13 protein-coding genes are annotated in these 17,700 nt (G+C 40.2%); 7 read left to right on the plus strand and 6 right to left on the minus strand.

Annotated features, from left to right (window positions below):
• Nucleotides 1–59 precede the first annotated feature (59 nt).
• On the plus strand, nt 60–857 hold the full coding sequence (locus WG989_RS16475; protein WP_340431074.1) for a polyprenol monophosphomannose synthase: 798 nt from the start codon (nt 60–62) through the stop codon (nt 855–857).
• An 8-nt stretch (nt 858–865) separates the two neighbouring features.
• Nucleotides 866–1,753 (plus strand): DMT family transporter, encoded by an 888-nt coding sequence (locus tag WG989_RS16480; protein WP_340431076.1) that lies wholly within the window; start codon nt 866–868, stop codon nt 1,751–1,753.
• Between the two features lie 93 nt (nt 1,754–1,846).
• Here WG989_RS16480 and WG989_RS16485 read toward each other — a convergent pair whose 3' ends face one another.
• Nucleotides 1,847–4,291, minus strand: coding sequence for a TonB-dependent receptor (locus WG989_RS16485; protein ID WP_340431078.1), 2,445 nt, complete (start codon nt 4,289–4,291; stop codon nt 1,847–1,849).
• An 87-nt stretch (nt 4,292–4,378) separates the two neighbouring features.
• Between WG989_RS16485 and WG989_RS16490 the strand changes: the two genes are divergently transcribed.
• From WG989_RS16490 to WG989_RS16500, 3 genes are all read left to right on the plus strand, one after another.
• Nucleotides 4,379–4,990 (plus strand): MarR family winged helix-turn-helix transcriptional regulator, encoded by a 612-nt coding sequence (locus WG989_RS16490; RefSeq protein ID WP_340431080.1) that lies wholly within the window; start codon nt 4,379–4,381, stop codon nt 4,988–4,990.
• A gap of 85 nt (nt 4,991–5,075) precedes the next feature.
• On the plus strand, nt 5,076–8,033 hold the full coding sequence (locus tag WG989_RS16495) for an alpha/beta hydrolase family protein (RefSeq protein ID WP_340431081.1): 2,958 nt from the start codon (nt 5,076–5,078) through the stop codon (nt 8,031–8,033).
• A gap of 79 nt (nt 8,034–8,112) precedes the next feature.
• Nucleotides 8,113–9,417 (plus strand): hypothetical protein, encoded by a 1,305-nt coding sequence (locus tag WG989_RS16500; RefSeq protein ID WP_340431082.1) that lies wholly within the window; start codon nt 8,113–8,115, stop codon nt 9,415–9,417.
• Here the strand turns inward: WG989_RS16500 and WG989_RS16505 are convergent.
• Entirely contained in the window at nt 9,380–10,093 is a 714-nt protein-coding gene (locus WG989_RS16505) for a hypothetical protein (RefSeq protein WP_340431084.1), read from the minus strand. The two genes, WG989_RS16500 and WG989_RS16505, sit on opposite strands and share 38 nt — an antisense overlap.
• Nucleotides 10,094–10,164: 71 nt before the next feature.
• Here WG989_RS16505 and WG989_RS16510 point away from each other — a divergent pair, with 71 nt between their 5' ends.
• Complete coding sequence (locus tag WG989_RS16510; RefSeq protein WP_340431085.1) at nt 10,165–10,680, plus strand: SixA phosphatase family protein; 516 nt, start codon at nt 10,165–10,167, stop codon at nt 10,678–10,680.
• Nucleotides 10,681–10,744: 64 nt separating this feature from the next.
• On the opposite strand, the gene WG989_RS16515 is transcribed toward WG989_RS16510, so the two are convergent.
• From WG989_RS16515 to WG989_RS16530, 4 genes are all read right to left on the minus strand, one after another.
• A complete protein-coding gene (locus WG989_RS16515) occupies nt 10,745–12,109 on the minus strand; it encodes a dihydrolipoamide acetyltransferase family protein (protein WP_340431086.1) in 1,365 nt (454 codons plus the stop codon).
• A 165-nt stretch (nt 12,110–12,274) separates the two neighbouring features.
• Nucleotides 12,275–13,540 carry a CinA family nicotinamide mononucleotide deamidase-related protein gene (locus tag WG989_RS16520; RefSeq protein WP_340431088.1) on the minus strand — a complete coding sequence of 422 codons (1,266 nt, stop codon included), beginning with the start codon at nt 13,538–13,540 and terminating at the stop codon, nt 12,275–12,277.
• A gap of 20 nt (nt 13,541–13,560) precedes the next feature.
• A complete protein-coding gene (locus WG989_RS16525; protein WP_340431704.1) occupies nt 13,561–13,971 on the minus strand; it encodes an acyl-CoA thioesterase in 411 nt (136 codons plus the stop codon).
• 30 nt (nt 13,972–14,001) lie between these two features.
• The gene (locus WG989_RS16530) at nt 14,002–14,409 is read right to left on the minus strand and encodes a DoxX family protein (protein ID WP_340431090.1); all 408 of its coding nucleotides are present in this window, start codon (nt 14,407–14,409) and stop codon (nt 14,002–14,004) included.
• A 205-nt stretch (nt 14,410–14,614) separates the two neighbouring features.
• Here WG989_RS16530 and WG989_RS16535 point away from each other — a divergent pair, with 205 nt between their 5' ends.
• Entirely contained in the window at nt 14,615–17,674 is a 3,060-nt protein-coding gene (locus WG989_RS16535) for a tetratricopeptide repeat protein (RefSeq protein ID WP_340431091.1), read from the plus strand.
• Nucleotides 17,675–17,700 lie beyond the last annotated feature (26 nt).

The following is a 17,700-nucleotide window of genomic DNA, read 5'->3' on the forward strand; positions in this document are numbered from 1 at the left end:
CAGAAGAAGTTTTGTTTAAGGTTTTTGAAATCAACTAAATTGCAACGCAAACATTCAGATTGGAAAAACTCGTCATCATACCCACTTACAACGAAAAGGAAAATATCGAAAATATTATCCGTGCCGTTTTTACTTTACATGAAGGTTTTCATGTGCTGGTGATCGATGATGGTTCTCCTGATGGTACTGCACAAATTGTAAAGCAATTACAACCTTCTTTCCCCAATCAATTATTCATTGAAGAACGCAAAGGCAAACTTGGATTAGGTACTGCTTACATTCACGGTTTTAAATGGGCTATTGAAAAAGGGTATCAGTTCATTTGCGAAATGGATGCGGACTTTAGTCATAACCCGGCTGATCTTTCACGTTTGGTTGATGCCTGCAAAACAGGTGGTGCTGATCTTGCAATTGGCAGCCGCTATGTAACAGGTGGTGCTGTTGCCAACTGGCCGCAACGACGCATCCTGCTTTCAAAAGGCGCCTCTTTATATACACGCATGATAACCTGGATGCCTGTGATGGACCCCACAGCAGGTTTTGTTTGTTACAAACGTGAAACACTGGAAGCACTGAATTTAGACGGAATTAATTTTGTGGGTTATGCTTTCCAGATCGAAATGAAATTTGCTGCATGGAAATTGAAGTTTAAGATTACAGAAGTGCCTATCACATTTGTTGATCGCAAATTAGGGGCAAGCAAAATGAACAAAGGGATTGTGAAAGAAGGCATATTGGGCGTGTTAAAACTGCGTTGGCAAAGTTTATTCAAAGATTATCACGCAAGAATAAAAAGCAAAGGCGAATCGACTTCTAAATATTCATCTGATGATGTAGTTGCGCAAAGCAATCATTGATCTCTCCAATGCATCCCACAACCAAAGCTTTTTTACAATTACATGCTGCTGTTTTTCTGGCTGGGTTTACAGGTGTGCTTGGCCGTTTGATCGATTTAAACGAGGGCTGGCTGGTATGGTACAGGATGTTGCTTTCATCGTTATTGTTACTGCTCATCTTTTTGATCCGCAAACAATCGATCCGTATTGAACGAAAGTATTTACTGCAATGTGTAGGCATCGGTGCACTCATTGCTTTGCATTGGGTATTCTTTTATGGCAGTGTGAAGTATGCGAACGTGTCAATTGCTTTGGTTTGCTTTGCAGCCACCGGTTCATTCACTGCTTTTCTTGAACCACTTTTGCATAAACGAAGATTGGATTTGGTTGAAGTATTGTTGGGCCTATTGGTATTGCTCGGCATTTATCTCATTTTTCATTTTGATACAGAATATAAAACAGGCATTTTACTTGGCGTTGCTGCAGCATTTCTATCGGCATTGTTTCCCATATTTAATAAACGCTTGATTCAACATATTCCTGCTGCTAACTTAACACTATATGAATTGGGTGGGGGATGGTTGATGTTGAGTTTATTGTTGCCGTTGTATCTGCAATTTTCTCCTGCAGAGAAATATATCCCTTCGTTGAATGATTGGTTCTGGTTGCTGATGCTTGCATTGTTCTGCACGGTATTGGCTTTTCAATTATCAGTGAATGCATTGAAAAAGATATCACCGTTTACTGCAAATCTTACTTACAATCTTGAGCCTGTCTACGGAATTCTGCTTGCATTTTTATTGTATAATGAAAACAAAGATTTAGGCAAAGGATTCTATTGGGGAATTCTTTTGATTGTTGCAAGTGTGGTGATACAAACTGTTCGGGTATGGCAGGAGAAGAGAAGTGCGAGGTAAGAAGTACGAGGTACGATTGGCGTGATTCTGTTGAATCTTTACATCAATTGCTTTGATATCTCGTACTTCTTACCTCTTACTTTGTATTTAAATTTAGAACTCAATTATAAAACCAATCGTTGGAGTTACACTTGGATCGTTGTTCTGCAGAATAACAGGAATTGCATTGCTGCCATCTGCTGCAACAGGTCGTCCGTTTGTTGTTGCAAAGCCGCTGTTATTGGCAGTACGTTGAAATGTGTACTGTGGAAACGCCGGACTTTTTGCGACGTACCAGTTACTTACATCAAGAAATACATCTAACGTTAAGCGTTTAAAATTCCACTTCTTATCAATACGCACATCACTTGAGTTAAAAGCTGTCAAACGGTTTTGATTCAAACGTGGATAATCAAGAATACCTTCACCTGTGCTGAGATAATTCTGGCGACTTGCAGTTTCATCAAACGGAGTAAACGGAGCACCGCCCTGGTAACGGAATTTCAAACCGAGTTCCCAGTTTCGTGGAAATTTATAACCCCATGTTACACTCAGCAGGTGACGGTTATCCCATGCACTCGAAACATATTTTCCATCTACGCCACTGAATTGACTGATGAACAAGGTGTAACTGAACACTCCATAAAAACGCTTCGTTAATTTCTGTTGTGCAAAAAACTCAACGCCATAAGTTCGTCCTTTACCTGTGCTCACAATATCTTCATTGCCGAGAATATTAAAATCGCCGCCCTTGTTTGCAAGGTTAATTCCATCACGCACACTCACCGGCATATTACCATACTGTTTGTAGAAACCTTCAATTGTAAAACGTGTTGTGTTCTTCGGTAAATATTCAAATCCCACCACATAATGATCGCTGCGCAGATAATTTGCATCACGGTTTACATAGTCGCTGTTGTTATTCTGAAAACCGAGAATAGTATAAGGAGCCAAACGATAGTAACGGCCCACACTTGCATTCACCGTCCACTGATCGCTTAATACATAACTCAATCCTACACGTGGGCTGAATGTTTGAAATAAATTCATTCCTTCATCGGTAAATGTATTTCCATCCATGCGCACGCCAACGTTTACGCCTAAGCGATCATCAAAGAAACGTTTACCTGCCTGTACAAATCCACCCAGCTTTAGAAAACTTTTTGATGTGTTGAAATTGGCTTTCACTTCAGGTTGAACAAGATTGCCTAAGGTATCTCTTACCTCTGCACGGATGCGTGCAAACCCTTCGTTACTGAATTGCGGATTTTGTAAAACAGCTCCATAACTCAACTTCCACCCATTCAGGGATTGATTAACATCAAACCGTAATTTATTTTCTGTTTCGTTTGATGTAACATCTAATGATTGTTGTGCAGGAGTGGGATTGAGGTTATCTTCAAATCTTGTAATGTTATTGTTGAATGCGTTACGGCTGATGGCCAAATTCCAGAAACCATTTTTGATATTCCGTTTCAATGCAGCACCTACAGTATAATTCCATTGATTGATATTCGGATTACTGTTAAGGATGTATAATTTTTCCGGTGTTGCTTCTGATGGTGCGGCAAAACTGAATTCATCAATGGCACCAACACCCAAAACGGTCAATGTTGTTTTCTTATCAAATTGATGCGTCACCTTGTATTGAAAATCCCAGTAGTTGGGGCGAATAGGAAGGTCCAATGCCTGAAATAAAAACTGCAGATAACTACGGCGTGCACTTGCAAGAAAAGTCGTTTTCTTGTTCTTACTTAAGGGCCCTTCTAATGTGGCAGCAAGTTCCGTTGCACTTAAACGGACATTACCTTGTACACGATTTGTGTTTCCTCTTTTTTGCTTGAATTCAAATACACTGCTAAGTGCATTGTCAAAACGGGCATCAAACGCTGAAGAACTGAGTTTTACATCTTCAATAAAACTCACATTCAAAATACCTGTTGGTCCGCCACCTGCGCCTTGTGTAGCAAAATGGTTGATCACAGGAATTTCAATTCCATCTAAATAAAAAACATTCTCACCGGGGCCGCCACCACGAATAATAATATCGTTACGGAAACCACCAACGCTTCCAGCTGTTCCGCCAACACCGGGCAGCGTATTGATCACTCGACTGATATCGAAATTACCGCCGGGATTTGCTTTGATCTCTTCAGTAGTTAATCGTTGCACACTCAAGGGCGTTTCAAGCGTTGCAACTTTTGCTGTACGTCTGCCTGTAACCGTTATCTCGCCAATCGATTTAATTTCTTCTTCCAGTTCAACGGTAACACTTGTTTCATTACCAGAGGTGAGAACAATGTTATAAATGCTGTAAGGCTTGTATCCAACCTTTGTGAAAACAATATTATACGATTTAGGATCGATATTGCTAATACGGAAACGACCAAGGGAGTCGGTAACAGCTCCCCATTCTGTGTTTTCAACTTTTACAGAAACAGCATCTAACGGAAGCTGTGTTGATTTGTCAATAACTGTACCTGCAACAATGCCTTTATTTTGTCCAATAGCCACAAATGGAAAAAGAGCGATAAGAATTGGAAGGAGTATTTTTTTCATATTTCGTAGTTCGAAACGCAAATATATAAACTATTTAATTATTTAAATAAATTATTTAAATTTTGTAATAAAATGTATATTTGATTTATGCAAACAGATATGTTACAACTCTGGAACCGATTTGTTCTGGAAAAGAATGAACAGAGTTATTCTGCTTTTGGAGTATGGTTGATCAAGAACGAAGAAAATTTACTTGCCGGACAAAAACCGTTAGTAAGTAATGAGCCTGCCGCCCCAACTGCATTTTATTCTGATTCTGCTTTGGCAGGAATGCTGATAGGCCGTATGTACAGGTTTGTGAAAGTGAAGATGAAGCCACGATTGAAAAAAACAGGTTTTTCAAATCTCGAAGAGTTTATCATCATGGGACATTTGTTTGGCAAAGAGCCACAACCCAAAGTGGAGGTGCTGAAGCAAACTATATCTGAAATTGCTGCAGGTTCGCAAATGATCGATCGCCTGGTTGTAAAAGGACATATTAAAGAACAAAGTCATCCGGTTGATAAAAGAGTAAAATTGATCACACTTACAGCGAAGGGATCAAAACAGTTATTACAGCTTTTTCGTGAGCTCGATCAGATAGAGGATGTACTCGGTGATTTGAGTAAGCAGGAACGGGAAACAATCGTAATGCTTTTGCAGAAACTGGATCTTTATCATTCAGACCTGAACGGAATTGAAACAATGGCGAGCAAGTAATTCCATCCTTCAGGTTCACCACTTATAAAAACCGGACAGTTTTTTCTGAACTTTCCGTTACTTTCCCATTCCAAACAATACTGTTATGAAGAAAATGTTTTTTCTGTTGCTGGCATTTATAGCCGTGCAACAAATTTCCGCTCAAAAAAAGCCTCTCGATCATTCGGTGTACGACCGCTGGCAAAGTGTACAAGGTGCCCAGATCAGTGATGATGGCAAATGGGTCGTGTACATGGTTAATCCGCAGGAAGGCGATGGCGACCTCATTATTCAATCGACTGATGGCAACTACAAAAAAACAATTGCCCGTGGTTACAGTTCCATTATTACCAACGACAGTCGTTTTGTGATCTTCAAGATCCGTCCGCTGTTTAAAGACACACGTGATGCAAGGATCAAAAAGAAACGTCCGGATGATATGCCAAAAGATAGTTTGGCGATTATCGAATTCGGAAAAGAAGATGTGTGGAAAGTGGCACGTGTAAAAACGTTTAAAACACCGGAGAAAGGAAATGGCTGGGTAGCTTATCATATGGATAAAGCATTACCTGAACCGCCAAAGCCTGCACCCAAACCCGATTCACTTACACAGATCAACAAAATGGTTTCTATGGCCGATTCGTTGATGCGTGTTGCTGACAGTTTAAAGAACAAAGCAAATGAAGCAAAGACGAAAGGGTTAATGGTGTTGCAACCGGCAAAGGGTGGGGCAAGACCTCCTGCAAGACCGGCTGGTGAACCTGTAGAAGAAGGCACCGAGTTGGTTGTACGCAATACACAAACCGGCGAAGAGAAAAAGTTTAAGCTGGTGAATGAATATTATTTCAGTGAAAACGGAAATACATTGATCATTGAAACAAGTAAAAAGAATGGCGATACATTAAGTAAGGCCGCTGTTCTTTGGATGAATACGGCTACCGGAAAAGTAGATACGGTATTGCAGGGTTTTAATGATGCAAAAAATTATGCGCTGGATGTTGCAGGCTCTCAACTTGCGTTTGTTGCAGAACGTGACAGTGTAAGCAAAGCATTACGTAAGTTTTACAAACTCTGGTATTTTAAACCTGGAATGGATAGTGCCCGTTTGCGTGTTGATCGCAATACTACCGGTGTGCAAAAGGATGTAACGGTGAGTCCCGATTACCAACCAAAATTCAGTAAGAAAAGTGATCGTTTGTACCTTGGCCTGGCACCAATTCGTCAGCCGAAGGATACATCGTTGGTTGACTTTGAAACAGCACGACTCGATATCTGGCATTACGATGATGATCAGCTTCAACCACAACAATTGGTTCAACTGAATATGGAATTACGCAGAAGTCATCTCGCTGTTTTATATGGCGATGCTACTGCAGTTACCATGTTGAGTGATGCTACATTGGATCGTGTATCAACTACTGATGAAGATGATGCAGATGTAGCTGTAGGATTCTATAGCAAACCTTATCGCAAACAAAACCAGTGGGAACAGCATAATTACAATGATCTGTATTTGGTGAATGTAAAAACCGGCGAACGAAAATTGATCGCAAAAAAAATACGTAGCGGCAATATTTCTCCAAAAGGAAAATTTGTTGCCTGGTTCGACTGGAAAGCGCATCAATATGTAGCATATGATGTAGCTACAGGTAAAACAGCTGTGCTTACAAAAGATATTAAAGTACCGTTGTTTGACGAAGATGATGATCATCCGGATGATCCACCACCACATGGTGTAATGGGCTGGCATGAAAATGATGCAGCATTGTATGTGTATGATAAATTTGATATCTGGAAAGTTGATCCAACAGGAAAAGAAAAACCTGTATGTATTACCAATGGCGTTGGCCGAAAAAAACAATTGACATTCCGCTACAGCGAACTTGATCGTGAAGAACGTTTTGTAAAAGACGGGCAAACATTACTGCTCGGCGTTTTTGACAATAAAGAAAAAGGATACGGATTAATGACTCATAAACTTGGTAGCAGTTTCGCACTCAATGAGTCATTGCCTGTAACCAATCCTGCTGTGATCAATAGTGGTAATGTATTGAAAGGAAAAAATAGTGATGTGCTGGTATATACAGCCATGACACCACAAATGAGTGGAAGTCTTTTTACAACCACATTGAGTACTGCACAGAATCATAAAGCTTCTAAGCAATTGAGTTCAGCTAATGAACAACAGAAAGATTACAACTGGTACACCGTTGAATTACATAAATGGAAAATGTTTGATGGTAAAGAATCAGAAGGTTTGTTGTTCAAGCCGGAGAATTTCGATCCCAACAAAAAATATCCGGTGATCTTTTATTTCTATGAGCGAAATTCAGATACACGTTACAGTTACCGCACACCGGCACCAAGTGCATCAACCATCAATATTGCTTATTTCACGAGCAACGGTTATTTGGTATTTGATCCGAATATTTATTACAAGGACGGAGAGCCGGGCGAAAGTGCATACAACTCTGTTGTAAGTGCGGGCAAGTATCTCAGCAAAATGAAGTTTGTTGACAGTACCAAAATGGCCATTCAAGGACAAAGCTGGGGTGGTTACCAGGTTGCGTATCTTGTTACACGTACCAAAATGTTTGCTGCAGCGGGAGCGGGTGCACCGGTAGCAAATATGTTCAGTGCGTATGGCGGTATCCGTTGGGGTGCAGGTATCAGCCGACAATTCCAGTACGAACGTTCTCAAACACGTTTGGGTGCAACGCCATGGCAACGTCCTGATCTTTATACCAAAAATTCACCGTTGTTTAAAACAGATAAAGTAACAACACCATTATTATTGATGCATAATGATAAAGATGGTGCTGTACCCTGGTACCAAACCATTGAATTCTTTTCAGCATTGCGTCGTTTAGATAAAAAAGCATGGTTCCTGCAATACAACGATGAAGATCATAACCTGGTTGAACGCCGAAACAGAAAAGATCTTTCTGTTCGTTTAAGTCAGTTCTTTGATCATTATCTCAAAGGAGCACCAATGCCCGTATGGATGAAAGAAGGTGTACCTGCGGTGAACAAAGGAATTGATTGGGGATTTGATATCAAATAATTGAATCTGAATTGTACATAAAAAGCCGGTTGTAATAACCGGCTTTTCTTTTATCTTGCTTTGCATCAATTGCACGAACATGTTTCCAAAGCTTAAGCTTTCCTATAAGGCGTCGGTAACAATACTTTTTTGTCTTGTTGCACTTGAAATTCTCTTTACTACTTTTTTACGGGCAACGCTTTTATCGCCGGTGATGAATGGCGTGTTGTTGTTTGTAATTTCGTTATTGATCGGCTTGTATCCATTTATTACAACTACAGAAGCTCCTGATTCAGCAACAGGCTTAAGCAGGCAATCGCAGCAATTTAGAAATTACGGCTGGTGGTTTTTCGCAGCATTGAATTTTGTTTTCTGGGCCAGGTATCTTAATCTATATCCGGTAAACGTTACTGATTCAGATGTGATTCCGCAAATTGAAATGCTGGTAAAACGTCAGCAACAGGGTGTATTCCCTTACACAGTGATCCGTGATTGGGGGTATGACTTTTTCCCAACCTATTTGCCTTTTACATGGTGGCCTTTTCATATCACCGAATTTATGATGGTTGATTACCGCTACCTGGTTTTTGGAAGTTGGCTATTGCTATTATTTATTTTTTCGAAACAACTGGAAGAAGATAATAATGCAGACCGGTCAGATTTTTTTCTGTTTCTGTTACTTCAATTACTGTTCTGGGGTTATCTGTTTGCGTCTGATCTTTCGTTCATGCGTACGGTGGAATTAATGATCGCTTCTTACTATGCGTACTTCCTCTTTTCATTGGAAAAAAGAAAATGGTGGATGATCGGCGGCACATTATTGCTTTGTCTGTTATCCCGTTATTCAATTGTGTTGTGGTTGCCATTTCTCGTATTGTTGCTTGCAAAAAAAGATGGCGTGCCTTCTGTTTTTAAATGGATCGGATTTATTGTGACGGGTGTATGCCTTTTGTATGTGGTTCCTTTTCTTTTAAAAGACCTCAGTATTTTTTTACGTGGTGTACAAACCTATACTATTGCCGGGATTGCTGAATGGAAAGGGCAGGCATGGCAGGCGCAGGGTGAGAAACCGTTTCAACTATTCCGTGGAACCGGATTGGCAGGTTTTTATTATGATCGTTCATCGGGAACGGTTGAGGAAAAACTGGGAACGTTTAAAACAATTCATCTGGTACTATCGCTCAGCACCGTATTTCTCTTGGCAGCATGGTACTGGTTACTGGGAAAGAAACAAAAGCTGTACGTTCCGCTCGTTGCGGCTGCAGCTTTAAAAATTTACATGGCTGTTTTTTATGGGTTTGTACTCATCCCATATGTGTACCTGAATATTGTTCCGTTGATCAGCTCCGTGTTTGTATTGTATTACATCAGGCAGCAGTCAAGAATTTCACAAATCTCCGTTTAGCAATTGGCAGAAATGTTTCTTCAACCGGGTAGGAGAGATTTGTTTCTATACTGTACACAGCAGGATTTGGCAATTCTGTTTTATTACGAATGAGTTCGCCTTTAATACTTTCGTAGGTGTTCACAATATTACTGATCCATGAATCAACAAAACTGGTTTTGAGTGTGCGGTATTGCTCATCGTGCCGTTCAAAAAAACTGAGACGATATTGATACACTTTTGTTTGTTTTTCAGTTGCACTTCGTAAGAACAAATAACCTTCTCTTGTATCAAGCGGGAGAAGACCAATCGGTGAAATCGAAATACTTTGCTCCACCATTTCATAAATTTCTGTTCCTTTCGAAATTGTGGATTTCATTGTAGCAATTGAATAATGCATGATCGTTTCCAGCTCCTGCATAAGCTCATCATCTTCGATCATCTGTTCATACAGCAACTGCAGTTTTTCAATTTGTATACCGGTGAGTTTTTTGGGAAACTGCTCCTGCAGGTATTTTTTATTTTCCCGGAAAGCCACCAGGTTGTTATAGTGAAAGATCACATCGGCCAATTGCGGATAGAGTTTGGTTTCATTGAAATGTTTATTTACTTCCTGCAAATAGGCGAGCAGTGTATATTTCTTTAGCTCAAAATCAATGAAGCCATCGGCAAACCAGGTTTCGGATAAAGTCTTCATACTTGAGGGGTTTACTGGGTTTTTGTTCCTTAAATTTACAAAACACATTCAATAATTAAAAACCTTGTTTCATGTCAATTGCCGTAAAACCAAACGTATCATCAATTTTAACGATTAGTTTATGCCTCATCCTGTTTACATCGTGCAGCCGAAATACCTATTACATTGTACGCCATGCTGAAAAAGCAGCAGCCAATGCAAACATGAGTAGCGATGTTCCATTAAGTGCAGAAGGCGAACAACGGGCACAAAATCTGAAAACATTATTGCAGGATAAATCATTTGCCGCCATTTTTTCAACACCTTACATCCGTACAAAATCAACAGCAAAACCGTTAAGTGAAGCAAAAGGAATTCCTGTACAATTATATTCACCAAAAGATACCGCTGATCAATTTATTGCCCGTGTAAAAACAATTCAAAAAGGAGATGTGTTACTCGTTGGTCATTCAAATACAGTAGATGATCTGGTGAATAAAATAATGGGGCAATCGCTCTTAACCGATCTTGCTGAAACAGAATACAACAATCTGTTTCTCATCAAACGGAAAGGAAAAAAATATACGTTCGAACGCACAACATTTTAATTGAGCTGCATAAAAAATCCCGATTCAATTGAATCGGGATTTTTATTTTTATTAATAAATGCTATTATAAATCTCTGTCAGGATTAAAATTCTGCAACTCATTTGCTACTGCAGTTAAGAATGTAGCACCGAGGCTGCCATCAATAATCCGATGATCATAACTCATACTTAAATACATCATGTGGCGGATGGCAATACTGTCGCCCATTGGTGTTTCTATCACCACCGGTCGTTTCTTAATAGCACCGACAGCTAACACAGCAACTTGTGGCTGATTGATGATCGGAGTGCCCATCAAACTTCCAAACGTACCAACATTGGTCATTGTAAATGTGCCACCAGTTGTATCGTCGGCTTTTAATTTACCGTTGCGTGCACTATCAGCTAAGTTGTTCACCTGTTTTGTTAAACCAACAAGATTCAACTGATCTGCATTTTTAATAACAGGTACAATTAAGTTACCGCTTGGTAATGCTGTTGCCATACCAATATTGATATCTTTCTTCACAATAATGCGGTCGCCATCAACAGAACTGTTGATCAACGGATATTTCTTGATGCACTTTACAATTGCTTCAATGAATAATGGTGTAAACGTGATCTTTGTTCCTTCACGTTTTTCAAATTCCTTCTTCATCTTATCACGCCATTGTACCAGGTTGGTTACATCGGCTTCGGTAAAACTTGTTACATGCGGACTGGTTTGTTTGCTTCGCACCATATGGTCAGCAATCAACTTGCGCATGCGATCCATTTCAATGATCTCTACATTACCACTGTAAACAGTTGGCGCCATTGATGGAGCAGGAGCTGGTTGTTGCTGTTGCACAGGTTGTTCAACTCTGTTCATTGGTACAACCAATACATCATCATTACTTGCAGTTTGTGGCGAATAGCTTGTAGCTCCACCTTTTCTCGTGCTTACGTACTGAAGAATATCTTTTTTTGTAACACGACCTTCGTTGCCCGTACCGGGAATTTTTTCCAGTTCAGCCATACCAATTCCTTCCTGTGCAGCTATATTCAATACAAGTGGAGAATAAAAACGAATCCCGTTTGCCGGAGCACTTACTTTAGCACCTGCCGGTTGGTAAGGAATATCTTCATCGATCACTTCTGCATTTACTGATTCAACTACCTGTGCCGGAGCAGGGGCAGGAGTTGGGGCAGATGATGTTGCTTCAGCAGCACCTGTTTTAATACGTGCAATTACAGCACCAATGGGCACCACATCATTTTCGCTGAACAATACTTCACTTAACACACCTTCAGCAGTACTCGGCACTTCACTGTCAACCTTATCAGTTGCAATATCCAGTACCGTTTCATCCATTTTAATACTGTCGCCCGGTTGCTTATGCCAACGTAAAATGGTAGCTTCCATAATACTTTCGCCGAGTTTGGGCATTACTAAATCAACTAAAGCCATAATAATTTGAAGTTTTATTTTTTTGTTGACCAGCAACAGAAATTCTGTTGTTCACCGGTTGCGTCGCACTCTTGTACAACAACAAAGCCATCAGCTTTCTGAAAAGCCACCCGATAAACGTGGACAAACAATCGTTAATAGGCGTCAAAGGTAAGGATTGGGGACTTATTTATCTTTCTCTCCCTCAATAAACTGGAACAGCATCAACATGGCATTGGCAGCTGTTAATTCGATGTTCCGCAGCCGGTCGAATCGAAAGTATAATTTCTTCGCTATCATTTTTTCCCTTGAACCAACAGCCACCCACACTGTGCCAACAGGTTTATCATCGGTTCCGCCACCGGGGCCCATCACACCACTCGTAGCAATTCCATAATCGGCTGTGGTTTTTCGCAACAAACCCTCGAGCATTTCAGTAACTGTTTCTCCACTCACAGCTCCTTTTTGTTCCAATGTTGTATGTTGCACACCCAGTATATCTTCTTTTACATCGTAAGCATAGGCAACCACCGTTCCTTTGAAATATTCTGAAGAACCGGGAATGGCTGTAAGTAAATGTGCAATATATCCACCACTACAACTTTCAGCAGTAGCCATCGTTTTCTTTCGGCTCAGCAGCAGTTGGCCCAACGCTTTTTCCAAAGGGATATCTTCATTCACAACCATAAACTCACGCACTTCGTTCTGCAATTGTGCAAACTGACTGTCAAGTTTTTCTTCCAGTAGTTCTTTCTGTGTACCGGTTGCGGTTAAACGCAACCGCACCATCCCATAATTTGGCAAGTAAGCCAGCTTTATGTGAGCCGGCAATGCCATTTCCCACTGGTTAATTTTTTCTGCGATAAACGATTCGCCAACACCAGCTGTTAACAAGGTGCGGTGCAGAATAAAAGGCAGTGTGAATTCCTGTTGAATAAGCGGCAATACACTTCCGGTCATAATGCCTTTCATTTCATGTGGCACTCCCGGCATTGATATATATATACGATCTCCTCTGCGAAACAACATGCCCGGTGCTGTACCACGTTTGTTCATGAGTACTTCGCACACATCCGGTACTTCAGCCTGTTTCATATTCCGTTCAATGATGGGGCGATTGAGCTTTCGAAAAATCGCTGTAACATGGTCCAACACCATTTCATTCACGACCATTTTACCGCCAAAATAATCACAGAGTAAAGGTTTGGTTATATCATCGGCCGTTGGCCCCAGTCCACCTGTAATCAGAATGATGTGAGATGCAGCTGCTTCTTCATCCAATGCCTGCCATATATCTTCCCGTGTATCACCAACCGCAACACGGCGTTTCACCCACACACCGATCTTGTTCAACTCCTGTGCCATCCAGGCACTGTTGGTATCAATCGTCTGGCCAATTAATAATTCATCTCCAATGGTAATGATGGAGGCATGGATTGCTTGCTGCTGCATGAAGAATATTTACAATGAATTTAGTTGAAATAAGGTGTAAGATGCTTTGTTAGTTCTGCCGGCATATTTGTTCTTGCCATTGTTTTCGCATCTAAAAAATACAGTACGATCCGGCCAATCGTTAATAATTTGCCTTCTTCATTCAACACTTCATGATGAAATTCGATCCGGTGATCGGTTGGTAATTCACGCAACTGTGTTTTGATCGTCAGCAGATCATCATACTTTGCAGGGCGGAGAAATTTGGTATGGAGTTCTACAATGGGCATCACAACTCCCATCTCTTCCATTTCCTTGTAGGTAAATCCCATTTCACGGATCGCTTCGGCTCTTGCCACTTCAAAATACTGAGCGTAGTTACCATGGTATACCACATTCATCTGATCTGTTTCTGAATAACGTACACGTATTGTTGTTTCGCTTGTAAACATTGCAGGCTGCAACAGATAGGTTGCTCTATTTTATTTGATCATACCATCCACACTTGCACGTCCGGGGCCACATAAAAGAATAACAAAAAAGCCGGTTAAATACAATGCTGCTGTTTCGCCTTTGGCAAAAAGGCCACTGTTATGCGATACGAAAAAAGCATATCCCATTGCAATGATCAATGGAAGAACAGTAAATCGGGTGAACAAACCAATAGCGACAAAAATGGAACAAAAGAATTCAGCAAATACAACCAACACAAGTGTTGCTGTACTGCCAATTCCGAACAGATTTACAAAGCTGTCTTTCTTGTCTGCAAAGTTTACCAGCTTATCGTAACCATAGTTTACGCACATGCTGATACCAAAAATCACACGTAATAATAAGAACGAAATGTTAAAAGCAGTTGCTGAATAATTGATCGATAAGAGTTTCTTCATACGAACGTTGTAGTTTAGTTATGAGAATGAAACGACACTACAATGGAGCGTTTCTTTCAAATGAATATTGATTTCTGGTTGCGAAATTAACGGAAGGCAGACTTTTATCCACAAAAATCTGGAATGGTGTTTGAAAGAGTATTGGACAAGTTACCTTTAGCCCGCTGAACGGACTTTAAGAGAATGGTTAAAATATTTACTAAAGATGAACGTTTACCCGCCAATGAACAGCCGCATAACTTACATTTTATTGACTTTTTTTTCCTGTTTCGCTTTACTGTCAACCGCACAGGTAACAGCAGTAAACAATGATCCTAATGCGAAATTCAAGCAAGCCCAGGAATATTTTTTGAACGATCAGTTTAGTCTTGCCATGCCGCTACTCCGGGAATTGAAACAGGAGGTGCAAAGCTCAAACGTACTAAACGAAGGTATTCAGGTACAGGAAATTGATTTTTATTTACTGGCATGTGGGTTACAACAAAACGATGAACGAGCTGTATTGCCGAGCAGAGAATTTATTACGGTGGTACATAACATGCCCCGTACCCAGCAATTAAGTTTTCATTTGGCCAATTACTATTTCAGGAAACAGGAATTTGTAGAAGCGCTTGAGTTTTATGAGCGTGCTGAAATTGCCAGTTTAAATAATGAACAGATATCCGAATCGAAATTTCGGATGGGGTATGCCTATTTTCATTTAAAGCGTTACCAGCAGGCAAAACCATTGTTCAATACCATTCGTCAGTTACCGGAGGATAAGCATTATCTCGATGCAAATTATTTCTATGGATTTATTGCCTATAACGACAAACAATACAATGAGGCATTAAGTTCTTTTGAAAAAGTACAAAGCCATCCTGAATATGGTAAGATCGTTCCGTTCTATATTGCATCGATCTATTATTTCCGTGGTGAAAAAGACAAAGCCATCAAGATTGCAGAAGAGGCAGTGAAGCGTCCCAACATTTTGTATGATCTCGAAATGAAGCAACTGCTGGGACATGCCTACTTTGAAAAGAAAGACTATGCACGTGCTTTACCCTTACTGGAAGCATATGTAAACAAAGCCGAAAAAGTTACACGACAGGATCTGTATGAATTAAGTTATTCTTATTATCAGGCAAATCAACTCAATAAAGCAATCGATGGTTTCAAACAACTTAGTGGTGGCGAAGATTCGTTGAGCCAAAGTGCCATGTATCTTTTGGGTGATGCTTATTTGAAAACCAATCAAAAAGAAAATGCCCGGAATGCATTTGCATTTTGTGCAGCAAACAGCAGTAATCAGCAACAACGGGAAGTTTCGCTTTTCAACTATGCAAAGCTTTCTTATGAACTCGGCTATCAAGGTGTAGCCATAAGTGAGTTCAAACGTTTTTTGAATGAATATCCACGAAGCACCTATAATAAGGAGGCAAAAGAATTACTGGTTGGTTTACTTACCGGTACCAGTAATTATAAAGATGCCATTTCATTAATGGAATCATTGACCGATCCATCTGAATCAACCAAAAAATTATATCCCCGAATGTTGTATGGCAGGGCAGCAGAGTTGATCAATGATGGTCAGTTGAACAGAGCCGATGAACTGCTGGATAAAATATTGAAAGATCCTTACAATGCTCCTGTACTTCCATTAACCAATTATTGGAAAGGCGAGATTGCTTATCGAAACGATCGACTGGATGATGCCATTCGTTTCTACGATAAGTTTTTGCAAAGTGGTAGTGGGGGAATGGGAGAGGCAACAGTAAAAGAGGCCAATTATAACATGGGTTACTGTTATCTGCGAAAAGAAAACTTTTTAGTGGCGCAGGTATTTTTTCAAAAAGCTGTTGGTCGTATTGCATTGAATTCTGCACCCATTGATCAGGATGCACATATCCGTTTGGCGGATTGCTATTTCATGCAGAAAAATTATACACAGGCGTCAAGCATGTATCAAAAAGCATTGGATTATTCATGGCCTAATGCTGATTATGCATTGTACCAAAAAGCCATGCTGGCGGGTATTAATAACAGCAAAACAAAAGTTGAACAGCTGTCAACGCTGCAACGATTGTATCCACGTAGCAACTTAGTGCCCGATGCCAATATGGAAATCGCCAAAACATATATGGCCGATGAAAAATTTCAGGCAGCTATTCCATATCTCAACAATGTGATCAGTACTCCTCAGAACACCGGCTTTAAACAAACGGCATTACTGCAATTGGCGGTTTGTTATTACAACCTTAACAAAAATCAAGAAGCACTTGATCAGTATAAAAAATTATTACAGCAATATCCTAACAGTGAAGAGGCAGGTTTTGCGTTGGAAAACATCCGTGCTATTTATGTAGAAACAGGAAGGCCGCAGGAGTACGAAGCCTTTATCCGTTCAACAGGAAAAAATGTATCGGCAAGCGAAGCAGATTCACTGGCATACGCTGCTGTTGAGATCAAATTGAATAATAATGATTGCACCGGTGCAATTGAACAGATCAATAATTATCTCACCCGTTTCCCAAATGGAACTAATGCGATCAATGCGCATTACAACAGAAGTGAATGTTACATGTTGCGCAAAGACTGGAAGAATGCGTTGCCGGGTTATGAATATGTGGCAAAAAAAGGCAACAGCCAGTTTGCAGAAAAAAGTGCATTTGTAGCTGCACGATCTTATTACTTCGAATTACAGGATTATGCGAAAGCGCAACCTTATTATGAAATATTACGAACTGTTGCCACAACCGATGAAAGCAGATTGGAATCGTTACGTGGATTGTTGCGTTGTCATTATCAGTTGAAAGAATATAAACAAGCTGCTGATGTTGCGAAAGATCTGTTGATTGCTAAAGGAGCAGGTAACGATGATAAAGCATTGTCGAATCTTGTTACGGGGCGTAACCACCAGATCAATGGACAATTTGATTTGGCCATTCAATCCTATCGTGCCGTAGTTGCCCTTAACAAAGGAGAGTGGGCAGCAGAAGCACGCTATGAAATTGCCAAATGTTATTTCGATCTCAACAGCTTTACAAATGCAGAAAAAGCAGCCTTTGAAGTGATCAATAAAAGCGGTTCGTATGATTTCTGGGTAACCAAATCCTATATCATGCTGGGCGATATTTATTTCAAACAGAAAGATTACTTCAATGCAAAGGCCACATTTCAGAGTATTGTGGAAAATGCAACGAACCCGCAATTGAAACAGGAAGCTGAATCGAAACTGCAACAGGTGATTGACGAAGAAAAACGCAATTCGAAAATAGAAGGATAAAAGAAAGTACAAAGTACAAAGTTAGA

This window comes from Lacibacter sp. H407 (genome assembly GCF_037892605.1).
Taxonomy (GTDB): domain Bacteria; phylum Bacteroidota; class Bacteroidia; order Chitinophagales; family Chitinophagaceae; genus Lacibacter.